We start from the raw sequence: 13,984 nt of genomic DNA, 5'->3' as shown, positions 1-13,984 counted from the left end.
TGGTCCGAACAAGCCGCCATCCCGCCGATATCCGGGCGCCAGCGCCTCCGGGTGGGTCCCGGAGCCAGTGTTCGCTGGCGTGGCGGGCCAGGCTTGTCCGGCGGCATTCCGGTGTTCTGCGCTGATTGATGCGGAGGCGGTAAACGCGTGGTGGAGCAGACAGGGGCTGACGCCTCGATTCCCGGTGAGGTGACGGCTCGCCCTGGCCTGGTGGCCCGGCTGCGCCGTCTCGCCGGTCCCCTGCTGTCGGTGGCCATGCTGTGCCTGGCGCTGTGGGCGCTGCACCGCCTGGCCAGCGAGGTGAGCTACCGCGAGGTGGCCCGCTACGTGCACGGCCTGGAGAACTACCGCCTCGCGCTGGCGGTGCTGCTCACCGCGGGCAGCTATGGCGTGATGATCCTGTACGACTGGTTCGGGCTGGCCTACATCGGCAAGCGCCTGCCGGGCCAGCAGGTCAGCCTGATCTCCTTCATCAGCTACGCCTTCAGCAATGCGCTGGGCATGGCGCTGCTGATTTCCGGCTCCATCCGTTACCGCTTCTACATCCAGGCCGGCCTGTCCACCGCCGAAGTGGCGAGGGTGGTGCTCTATTGCACGCTGAGCTTCTGGCTGGGCCTGTGCGCGCTCACCGGGGTTACCCTGCTGCTGGTGCCGGTGCCGCCGACGTTGCCGCTGGCCGGCCTGCGCTTCCCCGTGGCCGTCGTGCTTACCGTGGTGCCGCTGCTGTGGCTGGTGGGCAACCGGCTGTTGCGCCGGCCGTTGCGGATCTGGCGCTGGCGGCTGAGTCTGCCGTCCTTCCAGGTCGCCGCCCGCCAGATCCTGGTCGGCGCGGTGGACTGGGGGCTGGCCGCCTATGTGCTCTACCTGCTGATGCCGAACCAGGTGGACACCGGTTTCGCGCATTTCCTGGCGATCTTCGTGCTGGCCCAGATCGCCGGCCTGGTGAGCCACGTGCCCGGCGGCCTGGGCGTGTTCGAGGCGGTGATGCTGGCCGGCTTCGGCGCGGCGGGCAACCAGGGATTGGAGGCGCCCATCCTCGGCGCCCTGGCGGCGTATCGCCTGATCTACTACTTCCTGCCGCTGTTCGCCGCGACCGTGGTGGTGCTGTGGCGCGAGGCGCGCGGCCTGCGCCAGAAGGCGCTGCTGGCGCCGTGGTTCACCGGCCTGCTGCCGCCGTTCTTCGCCGGCCTGACCCTGGTGTCGGGCGCGGTGCTGCTGTTCTCCGGCGCCACCTCCGCGCTGCCCTCGCGCATGGCCATCCTGCGCGACGTGCTGCCGCTGGCGGTGCTGGAGGTATCGCACTTCCTGTCCAGCGTGGTGGGCATGATGCTGCTGATCCTGGCGCGCGGCCTGCAGCGCCGGCTGGACGCGGCCTACGTGCTCACCCTGGTGCTGCTGGTGCTGGGCGCGGTGCTGTCGCTGCTCAAGGGCATCGACTACGAGGAAGCCACCCTGCTGTCGCTGCTGGCGCTGGCGCTGGCGCCGGCCCACCAGCTGTTCTACCGGCGCGCCTCGTTGTTCAGCGCGAGCTTCTCGTGGGGCTGGATCATCGCCATCGTCGCCGTGTTCGTGTGCGCGGGCTGGCTGGTGGGCTTCAGCTACAAGCACGTCGAATACAGCAACAACCTCTGGTGGGAATTCAGCTTTTACCATGGCGGCGCGCCGCGCGCGCTGCGCGCGCTGGTGGGCGCGGCGGCGGCGGGCCTGCTGTTCGCGCTGGCCAACCTGATCCGCCCGGCCAGGCCGCACCTGCAACTGCCCGGCGAGGCGGAGCTGCAGAGGGCCTTGCCGCTGATCAAGCACTACTCCTCCGCGCAGGCGCACCTGGCGCTGATGGGCGACAAGACGCTGTTGTTCGACCCGGAGGGCAGGGCCTTCATCATGTACGACGTGGAAGGCCGCAGCTGGGTGGCGATGGGCGACCCGGTGGGCGAGGACGAGGACGCGCGGCGCGAGCTGGTATGGACCTTCCGCGACCTGTGCGAGCGCGCGGGCGGCTGGCCGCTGTTCTACCAGGTGCGCCCGGAAGACCTGGACCTGTACCTGGAAACCGGCATGAACCTCCTCAAGATCGGCGAGGAGGCGCGCGTGCCGCTGGAGAGCTTCAACCTCGACGGCAAGTCCAAGAAGGTGCTGCGCAACACCATCAACAAGCTCACCCGCGAGGGCATGCGGCTGGAGATCATCCCGGCCGAGGCGGTGGCGGCGATGCTGCCGCGGCTGAAAGTCATCTCCGACGCGTGGATACGCGACAAGGGTGTGCGCGAGAAAGGCTTCTCGCTGGGCGCCTTCGATGCGCGCTACCTGCAGCGCACGCCGATGGCCCTGGTGTGGCAGGGCGAGCAGTTGCTGGCCTTCGCCAACCTGCTGCTTACCGACAACAAGGAAGAAGCCTCGCTGGATCTGATGCGCCACCTGCCCGACAGCCCCTCCGGCGTCATGGACTTCCTGTTCGTGGAACTGATGCAGTGGGCCAAGGCGCAGGGTTATCGCTGGTTCAACCTTGGCATGGCACCGTTCTCCGGCTTGCAGAGCCGCCGCAACGCGCCGTTGTGGAACCGCCTCGGCGCGATGCTGTTCGGCCGCGGCGAACGCTTCTACAACTTCCAGGGCCTGCACAGGTACAAGGATAAATTCGATCCCGTGTGGGAGCCTCGCTACCTGGCGGTACCCAATGGCATTGCGTTGCCGCTGGTGTTCGCCAACCTGGCCAGCCTCATCTCGGGTGGTCTCTCGGGCATGGTGCGCCGTTGAAACGAATCTTGAAGTGGATCGCGCTGGTGCTGGTGATCGCCGCTGCGGCGGGCCTGTGGGCCTGGCAGCCCTGGCACCGCGCCACGCTGGAGGAGTCGATCGTGAAGGTGCCGGCCGCGCCCCATGCGGCGCCGTTGCCCGGCCGCGACGACGTGGTGGCGATCTTCTATTCCGGCGATGGAGGCTGGCGCGACCTCGACCAGTCGCTGGGCAGGATCATCGCCTCGCATGGCATCCCGGTGATGGGGGTGAGCCTGCTCCAGTACTACTGGCGCGAGCGCTCCGCGGCCGATTCGGCCGCCGACCTCGATGCCCTGGTCGCGCGCATCCTGGCGCAGGACGACAAGAAGCGCGTGTGGCTGATCGGCTTCTCGTTCGGGGCCGACGTGCTGCCGTCCATCGTGGACCAGATGAGTCCGGAAGGGCGCGCGCGCATCGCGCAGATCGTGATGCTCTCGCCCAGCAAGGACGTCAACTTCGAGATCGAGATGGAAGGCTATATGCGCGAGGGCTGGTGGAAGACCCGCACGCAGGATCTCTTCCAGTGGCTCAATCCGGTACGGCATTACGATGCGATGCCGCCGCTCGAAGCGCTCGGCGGCCATCCGCCAGTGGTGTGCTACTACGGTGTCAAGGACAAGGCCGGTACCATCTGCGCCGATCCCAGGCTGCCATCCTGGGTGAAGGTGTACGAGAAGAGTGGCGACCACCACTTCGACTACAACTACGAGGGGCTGGCCCGGCAGATGATCGAGGACCTGCCGCCTGCCGCGCACTGACGCTCGCGCGGGCGCGGCCCGTCAGGGGGAGCCGATGGGAGCCACCGGAATGGAGGGTCGCCCGCGCAACGCCGGCATCGATCTGCTGCGCGGGCTGTCGATCCTGCTGGTGGTGCTTCACCACCTGGGGCTGCGCATTCCGCTGAAGAAGACCTTGCTGGCCGACGCGCTGCCTGCGGCCTGGTTGAACGCGCTGAACCATAACGGCTACGAAGCCGTGTTCGTGTTCTTCGTGATTTCGGGGTTCCTGATCGCGAGCCATGCGCTACGCCGCCACGGTTCGCTGGCTCGGATCGACCTGCGCGCGTTCTACGCGCGGCGCTTTTCGCGCATCGCGCCCTGCCTGTTGGCGCTGGTCGCGCTGCTGAGCCTGCTGCACCTGTTAGGCATACCGGACTACGTGATCCGGCGCGAAGGGCAGTCGCTGCCGCGCGCCATCGTGGCGGCGCTCGGGTTCCACTTGAATTGGTACGAAGGCGTCACCGGCTATCTGCCGGGTGGCTGGGACGTGTTGTGGTCGCTGTCGATCGAGGAGGTGTTCTATCTCGGGTTCCCCCTCGCGTGCCTGGCGGTGCGGCGCACCTGGGGGCTGGCGCCCATGCTGGTCGCATTGGCGCTGTCGCTGCCGTTTGCGCGCGCGGCGCTGGAAGGCAACGAGATCTGGCAGGAGAAAGCGTATCTGCCGGGCATGGCGGCGATCGCCACCGGCGTGCTCGGGGCACTGCTGGCGGCGCATTGCCGTTCGGTGCCAGCGAGAACCGCGCGCCTGCTGGGCTGGTTGGGCACCCTGGGGCTTGCGCTGGTGATGCTGCAGGGCGCGTGGCTGTGGCAACTGTTGCGTAACGGTTACATGCTGGTGTTGACCGCATCGGCGTTGTGCCTGGTGCTGGCCAGCCATTGGCGCGACGGTGCGCCACCGATGCGCGGATTCGGCTGGTTGCGAGCATGGGGACGCCTGAGCTACGAGATCTATCTCACCCACATGTTCGTGGTGTTCGCGTCGGTGCATGCGTACAAGGCGGCCGGCGGCGAAATCGCGACCGGCTTCCTGTGGTATCTGCCGGCGCTGCCGTTGTGCTGGTTGCTCGGCCATTGGACGGAGCGCCATCTCTCCATGCCCGCGGAAGGCTGGTTGCGCGGGCAACTGCTTCGTCCCGGCAAGGTTGGCGCGGCCGCTTGAAGAACCTGTCACGTAGGGAACAGCGTGGCGGTGTGGTGCATGCACAAACTCCCTTCCTCACGCCGAGGGGAGGAGCCAAGCGATGGAGTGCGGAACCAGCGACGGCAGTGACGAGCAGTTCGAACAGGCGTGGCGCGCGCATCATCCGATGTTGCTGCGGCGCGCGCGCCGCTTGACTGGCGGACATCCGGACCGCGCCGACGAGCTGTTGGCGGCGACTGCGCTGAAGGCGCTGCAGTTCATGCGCCATCGGCCGCGCTTCATGGAGCATCCCAAGGGTTTCCTGTTCGTCGTGCTGCGCCACGTATTCGTCGATGGGCTGCGCCGCAGCGCGCGCGAAGGTCAGGTATTCGACGATAGCGTCGATCTTGACGGCGCGGTGCTGTCCGGCGAAGGCAACCTCGCGCCATCCGCCATGCAGCGGCTGGAGCTGTTGCAGCAGATCGCCCGCGTGGAGGCCGTGCTGCACGCGATGAGTCCCGAACAGCGCCGGCTGTTCGCGTTCCGCTTCATCGACGACCTGCCGTATCCGCAGATCGCCGAACGCCTGGGCGTCAACCAGCCGCTGCTGCGCAAGCGCGTGCAACTGATCCGCGATCGCCTGCGCGCTGAGGTCGGCCAGGCGGCACCGCCTCGGCGCGGGTCCTCGCGTCCGCCGGTTTTCACAAACGGCGGCGGCGAGCGTTACGACAAGAGCAGCGGCGCGCGCCGCAACCTGCCAACACCGCCGAACAAAGGACACCGTCATGGCTGACCCTCAAGTCAATGCCCAGATCACCGACGCGATCACCCAGACCAACGTGAAGGTGGTGGCGGAGGCTCCGGCCCAGGCCGTTGCCTCGCTCTACCAGGTCGCCAGCCATTCGACGGGACTCGCCCTGCAGAACGCGGTGCACAGCCAGCAGGCGCTCAACCAGATTTCCAACGCCGTGGTTTCGCGCGCGGTGACGATGATCATGTCGATCGCGGAGAAGACCTAAGCGTGCTCGAGGAACGACAACCAGGCTCTGGCATAGAGGAACCGACATGGCCTTCTGGTCGAAATGGATCTCCGGCAACCGGACGCCCCGGGCCGCGAGCGGCGGAGAGGATAGCGGCAATCCGGGCGCTCCTGCATCGGGCCCGGCCGCGCCACCGCCGCCGTCGCCACCACCATCGCCATCGCCACCGCGCACGGATCCGCCGGTAAGCGTGCGCTCGGCGATGACGGCGCAGATGCTCGCGCAGAACGCCGCCGCCGCGCCCGATGCCAGCGCGCTGCAGCCGGCGATCGTGCAGGCCGTGCAGTTAAGCAATGCCGAGACGATTGGCTATGCGCCCGCGCAGATCGCACTGGGGCCGGACATGATGATCAGCCAGGCCTCGGGCCTGGTGGCGCAGGCGGCGGCCCACTACTTCGACGGCGTAAGCAAGCTGGTGCTGGCCAGCCAGGGCGTGTTGCTCAAGCAGCTCACCCAGGCGCTGGCGGAGCAGAACCTGGAACAGGCCGGTGAGGATGCGCTGGGCATCGTCGCCACCGACCTGCTGATGGCCGCCGCCGCCGCGGTGGCGGCGGCGGCCGGCGCGATGGAAGCCGAATCGGCCGGCTTCGCCATCGACCGCATCGACCAGAGCATCGCCAAGTACAGCGGCGTGCTCGCCGGGCGCAAGACGACGCCATCGCAATGAAGGCGTCGGCGGCACTCGCCGCCCTGCCTCGCTCACCGAGTCACGAGGAGTTCCCATGGCCTACTTCAAGCTTTCCGCACCGACCCGCCTCTACGAATACCCGTTCGACTACCACAGTCATCTGGGCGGCATCTTGCCGGTACGCGGCAAGACCGGCCTGTCGCTGGCCGGGTGGCTGGCCGGCGCGGACCAAGACAAGGGCGAGCAGTTGCTGTTCGACCAGGCGCTGCGGCTGATGCTGGAGTCCAACCCGTTCGACCTGCTGGCGCGGCGCGCTGACAAGACGAGCTACGAGCGCGGCGAATGCGCGGCCGAAAACATCTATATCGCCTGCGTGCTGATCGCACAGCGCATGCGTCCGCAGGAAGGCATCGACGGGCTGCCAGTGACCGATCCGGGCCTTTACCGCGCCGCGCAGCAGTCGATGCAGGCGGCCCTGGCCAGCAGCGGCGAGGACCGCCGCTGGATGCTGGCGCTGATGCGCTACTTCAACGGCAAGATCTACAGCAGCAACAAGTTCACGCCGTTCGACGATGCCTACAAGACGCGCTCGAGCATGGTCGACCGCGTGCGCGCCGATCCGAAACAGGGCCAGGCGCAGTACCAGAAATGGATCACGGTCACGCTCGGGTACCTGCTGGGGCAGGGCATCCGGCACATCCAGATACCGGCGAGCGCAAGCGACATTCCCACGCTCGACGAGAAGATCCAGGCCTTCAACGCGGCGAACGGCACGCAGTACCGCGCCCTCGTGCACACGCCTGCGGCTTACCTGGGTGGCAGGCGGCTGGCCGAGGAGCTGGACAAGCTGCTTCCCCAGCTGACCGATCCCCACTTGGCCAGCACGATAGGACTGGATGTGCTGGGGGTAGAGAACCGCGTCGCGGACTACGCCGCCCTGTTCGCCTTCCTGCGCAAGAATCAGGACGCATTGGCGAACGCGCTCAATACCAAGCACTCGAAGAGCATGGTCGTGCACATCCACAACGGCGAAGGCGCCAGTACCGCCGCCGACCACCGCTCGCTGATCGGCTACTACCTCGCCTACGGCGACCCGGCGCCGGATGCGGAGTTCTACCGGGCCATGGCGCGCTACATCGCCCGCTGCGCACAGACCGCGAAGGAGCGCCAGGCCACCGAGGGCGCGGGTAGCCAGGGCGCCCCCGGTTTCGGGGCGGGCCTGTTTTCGCGCCTGTTCGACGAGCTGTTCCTCAGCGGCTCGCTGACTCACCGCGGCTGCCGCCTGCGGCGCTTCGGCATCAACGGCGAGCGCAGCCGCGAGCTGGTTGCCTACAACGGCAAGCGCAGCGTGATGGCGCTCAGCGAGACGTTCGACACGCCGGCCGATCCGGGGCAGTCGACCAGCTGGTACGAACTGCTTACTGCCGCGCGGTCGCCGTATACGTTCCGCCTGGGGCACGACTACTACTACCGCCATTACATGGCGGCGAAGTATCCCGTGCTGGCGTTCGACACCAACCTGGGCAGCAACGCGATCACCGGCGCCGCCGGCCTGTTCGCTTCGGGCGAGTCGTACCGGATCAACCGCGGGTTCCGCCATCTGGACGGCTATATCGATACCGGCGTGCTGGCCGCCGCATCCACCGCAGTGGCCTACATGTCCAGCGATACCCTGACCGAGCAGCAGATCGCGTTCTACCTGGCGACCAGCCAGCGCGCCGGCACGATGGAGAGCGTGCTGGCCGCGGACGACGTCAAGCCGACCCTCCGCGGCTACCTTGCGGCCGCGCTCGGGCCGGCGTGCTGCGAGGACGCACGACTGGACCTCTACTACACGTTCTACGCGCAGTTGGTGACCGGCATCGTCGGCCAGTCGGCGCAGTCCGGCGTGCGTTACCAGGCGCTGACGCGGGTTTACACGGTGTTTCGCAACTGGCGTTCGTACCTGCTCGGCGCTGACGGGCAAGGCGTGGAGCACAGCGACATCCAGGACGAGTTTCTGCGCATGCTGCTGCTGCTCGCCTACAACCTGCTGCCAATCGGCCAGGAACGGCTGCTGGAAGACACGCTGGACCAGTTGCAGAAGCTGCTGCTGCTGATCGCCTCGGCCTATTGGGATGCGACCGTCGGCGGCGTCAAGGACGCGGTCCCGCTCGCCAGGCGGACCATCGAGCGGTTGGAAGGCTACAAGTCGCCGGCTTCGGTGATCGGCCTGCAGCGCGCCGACGTGCCGGGCGCATGAGCGGCGAACCCTAACGGAGGACGTGCCATGACCATGCATTTGGGCGACGAGATCGTCGACCACCTGTATCAGGAAGGAAACGGCGGCGGCATCGCCGCGGAGGACGGATCCCCCGTGCCTGCGACCGCGCCGTCGGCGAAACCGGCGGTGCCGGGCCGCTCGGCACCGGCGCCGCGGCCGAAACGCTCGCGCGAACAGCGGCTGCTGCTGGCGCTGGCGCGCCTGCTGGCCGCGCGGATGCGCTGATCGGGGCGACTTGTGGAGATGCGTGCATGAACGGGATAGACCAGGACAAGCTCGACGGCCTACGCGAACTGATCAAGCTGCTGCTCGCGCTGACCCGGGCGGAGCGGCCGCGCGCGACCTATTCGCCGCTGGTATCGCCGCCACCGCCCGAGCCGGCGACGCCACCACGAGGCGAAGTCGCGATCAGCCTGGTGCGCGCGGCAGAGATCGTCGAGCGCGGCCACGCGCACGCGCTCGAGGCGATCCGTACCGGTACGGAGGAGGCGCGGGCGGCGCTGCTGCAACTGGCGGAGCAGCGCGACACCGAGCAGCAGGCGGTCGAGCAGGTGATCGAAGCGGTGACGGCGCTGAAGGGCCTGCAGCACAAGCATCGGCATCCCCAGGGCGAAGCGGAGCCGTCCTCCCATCCGCACACGCAACCGCCATCGCCATCCGCACATGCCCCGGGCCATGCCACCGGCGGCGGCCCCGCCAGCACAAGTGGCGCACATCAGGCCGGCGTGCGGCGCAAGCGCTGATTCACAGCGGGTGCCGCGGATCGTTTCACTTCCATGTACGGGATCGCCGTACCCAACCAAAGGAGCAACGACATGCCTATCGCCATTCCCGTCAATTCGCAGATCACCGACGCGGTTACCCAATCCAACGTAAAGGTCATCGCCGAAGGGCCGGCGATGGCCATGGGGTCGATCTTCCAGACCATGGCCCACTCGACCAGCGTGCTCTATGAGAACGCGGTGTCGTCGTCGCAGCAGCAAAACACCATGTCGCAGGCGGCATCGAACCAGGGCGTGATGCAGATCTACAGCCTCGACACCACCGCGACGGCGTCGGCGACCGAGAAGGTGGCGCAGGGTGGTGTGGCCGACAACCTGACCAGCCTGCTGAGCGTCATGAATGCCTTCAGCAACCAGTGATGACCGCCGCGCGCTGGCGCGGCGCGGGCATCTCTTCGTTTTTTCCGCGGCCATCGCCGCTTTATTGGATGGAGTTGAATCATGACCGTGAACAGCCAGATCACCGATGCCGTCACCCAGGCCAACGTCAAGGTCGTCGCCGAAGCGCCGGCCATGGCCATGGGCTCGATCTACCAGACCATGGCCCATTCGACGGGCATCCTGTTCGAGAACGCCGTCTCGGCGCAGCAGCAGCAGAACACCCTGTCGCAGGCGGCCGCGAACCAGGGCGTGATGCAGATCTACAGCCTCGATACCACCGCCACCGGCGCAGCCAGCGAAAAGGTGGCGCAGGGCGGCGTGGCTGACAACCTGACCAGCCTGTTGAGCGTGTTGAACGCGTTCCGCAGCAGCTGAGCAGGCGCGCTTGGCGGGACCGGACGGGTGGATCGCCTGTCCGGCCCGCCGATGGCCTCCCCCGATCACATCCCCGTTATCCGGGGCGAGGCAGCTTAGGAGAACGAGATTCCCGGACCCAGGGCTGGATGGCGGCTTTCGCGGGCGGTCCGGGCATGGAAATCCGGTCTTAGGGGTGATCGGGGCCACGCACGGATGCGTTGCGCCGCAATCATCCGCAAGGGGGCAACCAGCATGGAATTGGCAACGCGGCACGCGTCGCGCACTGCTGCGCGCACGGTGCGCTCGACCATCTTGAGCGTGGACAGGCGCCGCATGCTGCTGGCGCAGTCCGCGTTGTTCGAGGGCCTGCCGGCGGTCCTGGTCGACGATGTGGCGGAGCGCGCCGTGGGCCGCCAGCTGGCCAGCGGCGAACTGATGTTCCGCAAGAACGATCCCGCCGACTTCGCGGTCCTGGTGGTGGAGGGCGTGGTCTACGCCATCCTGTACGGGCCCGACGGACGCGAGCTGATCGTGGACATGGCCGGCCCCGGCCAGGCCATTGGCGAGAGCGCGCTGCTGGGTGCGAACTGCCATCATTTCACCGCTGTGGCGGCGGGCACGGTCACGGTGCTGCTATTGCGGCGCAGCCATCTGATCGGCCTGCTGGCCGAGCCGTTGTTCCTCAATCGCGTGCTGATGCTGCTGGCCGGGCGCGTGAGTCGCACCGCCAAGGCGCTGGAAACCATGTGCCTGTACAGTCTGGAATCGCGGCTGGCGCGCTACTTGCTCGATGCCTCCGAGCGGAGCGGGCGCGAACGCGGCGATGCCCAGATCGAATTGCCGCCTACCCAGGGCATCCTGGCGGCCATGCTAAACGCAAGCCGCCCGAAGTTGAACGCCTTGCTGCAGGGCTGGCAACGTGCCGGACTGATCAGCCGTGACCGCAACGTGCTGCACGTGCACGACTTCGAGCAACTGCGGCGCAAGGCCTATGCGCCGGAACGCCGCCCGTAGCGCGTCACTCAGCGATAGCGGTTGATGGTGTCGCGCAGCTCGATCGCCGCGGCGCGCGCGGCCTGGGCGAAGTCCTCGCCGCCGCCGGCGTAGAGGATGGCGCGCGAGGAGGAGATCATCAGGCCGGTGCCGTTCGCGGTGCGGCCATGCGCGAGCACGGCCTCCACGTCGCCGCCCTGGGCACCGATGCCCGGCACCAGCAACGGCATGTCGCCCACCACGGCGCGCACCTTGCCCAGCTCCTCCGGCCAGGTGGCGCCGGTGACCAGGGCGCAGTTGCCGTTGGCGTTCCAGTCGCGCGCGATGGTCTCGGCCACGCGCAGGTACAGCGGCCGGCCACCGCAGTCCAGCGCCTGGAAGTCCGCGCCGCCCGGGTTGGAGGTGCGGCACAGCAGGATCACGCCCTTGTCGGCGCGGTCGAGGAAGGGTTGGATGGAGTCGCGGCCCAGGTAGGGGTTCAAGGTGACCGCATCGGCGCCATAGCGCTCGAACGCCTCGGCGACGTAGTGCTGCGCGGTGCTGCCGATGTCGCCGCGCTTGGCGTCGAGGATCACCGGCACGCCCGGGTGCTTGTCGTGGATATGCGCGATCAGCCGCTCCAGCGCGTCCTCCGCGCGCAGCGCGGCGAAGTGCGCGATCTGCGGCTTATAGGCGCACACCAGGTCGGCGGTGGCGTCGACGATGTCGCGGCAGAACGCGAACACCGCGTCGGCGCGACCGTGCAGGTGGGCGGGGAATTTCGCGGGCTCGGGATCGAGGCCGATGCAGACCAGGGAGCGATGGCGGTTCCATGCCTGGTGGAGGGATTGCATGAAGTGCATGGCGTTCTCCTCGCTGCTTTTCACTCCCTCTCCCCTCTGGGAAGAGGGTTGGGGAGGGGACAATCTTGCGGTGTTGCTTAATCGTAGTGTGGTTCTTTTGAGGATCGGGGTCGGCCATGACCCCTCACCCCAGCCCTCTCCCCAAGGGGGAGAGGGAGCAACAGCGGCTTTACGCCAGTTTCTTGTACTTCACGCGGTGCGGCTTGGCTGCCTCGTCGCCCAGGCGGCGCTTCTTGTCCGCCTCGTACTCGTTGTAGTTGCCCGGGAAGAATTCCACGTGCGAATCGCCCTCGAACGCCAGGATGTGCGTGGCGATGCGGTCGAGGAACCAGCGGTCATGCGAGATCACCATCGCGCAGCCGGGGAATTCCAGCAGCGCGTCTTCCAGCGCGCGCAGGGTTTCTACGTCCAGGTCGTTGGACGGTTCGTCGAGCAGCAGCACGTTGCCGCCCTGCAGCAAGGTCTTGGCCAGGTGCAGGCGGCCGCGCTCGCCGCCGGACAGGTTGCCGACGATCTTCTGCTGGTCGGTGCCCTTGAAGTTGAAGCGGCCGATATAGGCGCGCGACTGGATCTCGAAGTTGCCGATGGTGAGGATGTCGGCACCGCCGGAGATTTCCTGCCACACGTTGTTCTTCGGGTCGAGCGCGCCGCGCGACTGGTCCACGTAGGCGAGCTTGACCGTGTGGCCCAGCTTCACCTCGCCGGTGTCGGGCTTCTCCACGCCGGTGATCAGCTTCATCAGGGTGGACTTGCCGGCGCCGTTGGGGCCGATCACGCCCACGATGGCGCCCGGCGGCATCTTGAACGAGAGGTTGTCGATCAGCAAGCGGTCGCCGAAGGCCTTGGAGACGTTCTTGAACTCGATCACCTCGTTGCCCAGGCGCTCGCCCGGCGGGATGAAGATCTCGTTGGTCTCGTTGCGCCGCTGGTACTCGACCGCATTCAGTTCCTCGAAGCGGTTCAGGCGCGCCTTGCCCTTGGACTGGCGGCCCTTGGCGGCGGAGCGTACCCACTCCAGCTCCTTCTCGATCGCCTTCTGGCGCGACTTCTCCTGCTGGGCTTCCTGCTTGAGGCGCTGGTCCTTCTGTTCCAGCCACTCGGTGTAGTTGCCCTTCCAGGGGATGCCGCGGCCGCGGTCCAGTTCGAGGATCCACTCGGCGGCGTTGTCCAGGAAGTAGCGGTCATGGGTGACCGCCACCACGGTGCCGGGGTAGTCCTGCAGGAAGTGCTCCAGCCATTCCACCGATTCGGCGTCCAGGTGGTTGGTGGGCTCGTCCAGCAGCAGCATGTCCGGCTTGGACAGCAGCAGGCGGCACAGCGCCACGCGGCGCTTCTCGCCGCCGGACAACGGACCGATCCTGGCGTCCCACGGCGGCAGGCGCAGCGCGTCCGCGGCCACTTCCAGCTGGCGCTCCAGCGCGTGGGCGTCGTTCACCGCCAGCAGGTTTTCCAGCTGTTCCTGTTCCTTGGCCAGCTTGTCGAAGTCGGCGCCTTCCTCGGCATAGGCGGCGTAGACCTCTTCCAGGCGCTTCTGCGCGTCAAGGATGACGGACACGCCTTCCTCCACCACCTCGCGCACGGTCTTTTCCGGGTCGAGCTGCGGTTCCTGCGCCAAGTAGCCGACCTTGATGCCCGGCTGTGGCCGGGCCTCTCCCTGGTAGTCGGTATCGACGCCGGCCATGATGCGCAGCACCGTGGACTTGCCTGCGCCGTTCAGGCCCAGCAGGCCGATTTTGGCGCCGGGGAAGAAGCTGAGCGAGATGTCCTTGATGATCTGGCGCTGCGGGGGAACGATCTTGCTGACCCCGTTCATGGTGTAGATGAATTGCGAACTCATGGAGCCTCCGGCGGCGTGCACGACACCGGCCGGCGGGGCTGGCGGGTGCGTCAGAGTGGGTAACAAACCGCGCATTATAGCGGGTTGTGGGGGCGGCCCGGTGACGGGGCAGGGGGGATATGGGGGTGCTGGGGGCGCTGGCAAAGCTGGCGGGCGCGTTGGCTCTGGCTCACTCTCCCTCCGGGTG

General features: G+C 67.5%; 14 protein-coding genes. 12 read left to right on the top strand and 2 right to left on the bottom strand.

Annotation, left to right across the window (positions count from 1 at the left end; genetic code table 11):
* Nucleotides 1–147 precede the first annotated feature (147 nt).
* From mprF to MJ605_RS12565, 12 genes are all read left to right on the top strand, one after another.
* Nucleotides 148–2,754, top strand: a complete 2,607-nt coding sequence (gene mprF, locus MJ605_RS12620) for a bifunctional lysylphosphatidylglycerol flippase/synthetase MprF (protein ID WP_243041877.1) — start codon at nt 148–150, stop codon at nt 2,752–2,754.
* Nucleotides 2,751–3,533 carry an AcvB/VirJ family lysyl-phosphatidylglycerol hydrolase gene (locus tag MJ605_RS12615; protein WP_243041876.1) on the top strand — a complete coding sequence of 261 codons (783 nt, stop codon included), beginning with the start codon at nt 2,751–2,753 and terminating at the stop codon, nt 3,531–3,533. The genes mprF and MJ605_RS12615 overlap by 4 nt, the downstream gene beginning before the upstream one ends.
* Nucleotides 3,534–3,582: 49 nt before the next feature.
* Nucleotides 3,583–4,713 carry an acyltransferase family protein gene (locus tag MJ605_RS12610; protein WP_243041875.1) on the top strand — a complete coding sequence of 377 codons (1,131 nt, stop codon included), beginning with the start codon at nt 3,583–3,585 and terminating at the stop codon, nt 4,711–4,713.
* An 82-nt stretch (nt 4,714–4,795) separates the two neighbouring features.
* Nucleotides 4,796–5,467 (top strand): RNA polymerase sigma factor, encoded by a 672-nt coding sequence (locus tag MJ605_RS12605; protein WP_243041874.1) that lies wholly within the window; start codon nt 4,796–4,798, stop codon nt 5,465–5,467.
* Complete coding sequence (locus MJ605_RS12600) at nt 5,460–5,693, top strand: RebB family R body protein (protein ID WP_243041873.1); 234 nt, start codon at nt 5,460–5,462, stop codon at nt 5,691–5,693. Before MJ605_RS12605 ends, MJ605_RS12600 begins: the two co-directional genes overlap by 8 nt.
* A gap of 46 nt (nt 5,694–5,739) precedes the next feature.
* The gene (locus tag MJ605_RS12595; RefSeq protein ID WP_243041872.1) at nt 5,740–6,381 is read left to right on the top strand and encodes a hypothetical protein; all 642 of its coding nucleotides are present in this window, start codon (nt 5,740–5,742) and stop codon (nt 6,379–6,381) included.
* Between the two features lie 55 nt (nt 6,382–6,436).
* On the top strand, nt 6,437–8,584 hold the full coding sequence (locus MJ605_RS12590; RefSeq protein WP_243041871.1) for a hypothetical protein: 2,148 nt from the start codon (nt 6,437–6,439) through the stop codon (nt 8,582–8,584).
* 27 nt (nt 8,585–8,611) lie between these two features.
* Entirely contained in the window at nt 8,612–8,830 is a 219-nt protein-coding gene (locus MJ605_RS12585; protein WP_243041870.1) for a hypothetical protein, read from the top strand.
* A gap of 26 nt (nt 8,831–8,856) precedes the next feature.
* The gene (locus MJ605_RS12580; RefSeq protein WP_243041869.1) at nt 8,857–9,348 is read left to right on the top strand and encodes a hypothetical protein; all 492 of its coding nucleotides are present in this window, start codon (nt 8,857–8,859) and stop codon (nt 9,346–9,348) included.
* A gap of 72 nt (nt 9,349–9,420) precedes the next feature.
* On the top strand, nt 9,421–9,747 hold the full coding sequence (locus tag MJ605_RS12575; RefSeq protein WP_243041868.1) for a RebB family R body protein: 327 nt from the start codon (nt 9,421–9,423) through the stop codon (nt 9,745–9,747).
* A gap of 81 nt (nt 9,748–9,828) precedes the next feature.
* Nucleotides 9,829–10,143, top strand: a complete 315-nt coding sequence (locus tag MJ605_RS12570) for a RebB family R body protein (RefSeq protein ID WP_243041867.1) — start codon at nt 9,829–9,831, stop codon at nt 10,141–10,143.
* A gap of 234 nt (nt 10,144–10,377) precedes the next feature.
* Nucleotides 10,378–11,139: a Crp/Fnr family transcriptional regulator gene (locus tag MJ605_RS12565; RefSeq protein ID WP_243041866.1), complete on the top strand. Its 762-nt coding sequence runs from the start codon at nt 10,378–10,380 to the stop codon at nt 11,137–11,139.
* Nucleotides 11,140–11,147: 8 nt separating this feature from the next.
* On the opposite strand, the gene pyrF is transcribed toward MJ605_RS12565, so the two are convergent.
* Complete coding sequence (pyrF, locus tag MJ605_RS12560) at nt 11,148–11,960, bottom strand: orotidine-5'-phosphate decarboxylase (RefSeq protein WP_243041982.1); 813 nt, start codon at nt 11,958–11,960, stop codon at nt 11,148–11,150.
* Between the two features lie 169 nt (nt 11,961–12,129).
* Nucleotides 12,130–13,797: an energy-dependent translational throttle protein EttA gene (gene ettA / locus MJ605_RS12555; protein WP_243041865.1), complete on the bottom strand. Its 1,668-nt coding sequence runs from the start codon at nt 13,795–13,797 to the stop codon at nt 12,130–12,132.
* Nucleotides 13,798–13,984 lie beyond the last annotated feature (187 nt).

The organism is Dyella sedimenti, from assembly GCF_022760995.1.
Lineage (GTDB): Bacteria > Pseudomonadota > Gammaproteobacteria > Xanthomonadales > Rhodanobacteraceae > Dyella > Dyella sedimenti.
Note: the sequence above shows the minus strand (reverse complement) of the source record. Positions and strands in the feature narration are given on the sequence as shown.

Coding starts and splice junctions, on each gene's coding strand:
- MJ605_RS12570 (WP_243041867.1), top strand. CDS start 9,829: ATGACCGTGAACAGCCAGATCACCGATGCCGTCACCCAGGCCAACGTC.
- pyrF (WP_243041982.1), bottom strand. CDS start 11,960: ATGCACTTCATGCAATCCCTCCACCAGGCATGGAACCGCCATCGCTCC.
- MJ605_RS12580 (WP_243041869.1), top strand. CDS start 8,857: ATGAACGGGATAGACCAGGACAAGCTCGACGGCCTACGCGAACTGATC.
- MJ605_RS12600 (WP_243041873.1), top strand. CDS start 5,460: ATGGCTGACCCTCAAGTCAATGCCCAGATCACCGACGCGATCACCCAG.
- MJ605_RS12610 (WP_243041875.1), top strand. CDS start 3,583: ATGGAGGGTCGCCCGCGCAACGCCGGCATCGATCTGCTGCGCGGGCTG.
- MJ605_RS12565 (WP_243041866.1), top strand. CDS start 10,378: ATGGAATTGGCAACGCGGCACGCGTCGCGCACTGCTGCGCGCACGGTG.
- MJ605_RS12605 (WP_243041874.1), top strand. CDS start 4,796: ATGGAGTGCGGAACCAGCGACGGCAGTGACGAGCAGTTCGAACAGGCG.
- MJ605_RS12590 (WP_243041871.1), top strand. CDS start 6,437: ATGGCCTACTTCAAGCTTTCCGCACCGACCCGCCTCTACGAATACCCG.
- ettA (WP_243041865.1), bottom strand. CDS start 13,797: ATGAGTTCGCAATTCATCTACACCATGAACGGGGTCAGCAAGATCGTT.
- MJ605_RS12575 (WP_243041868.1), top strand. CDS start 9,421: ATGCCTATCGCCATTCCCGTCAATTCGCAGATCACCGACGCGGTTACC.
- MJ605_RS12595 (WP_243041872.1), top strand. CDS start 5,740: ATGGCCTTCTGGTCGAAATGGATCTCCGGCAACCGGACGCCCCGGGCC.
- MJ605_RS12585 (WP_243041870.1), top strand. CDS start 8,612: ATGACCATGCATTTGGGCGACGAGATCGTCGACCACCTGTATCAGGAA.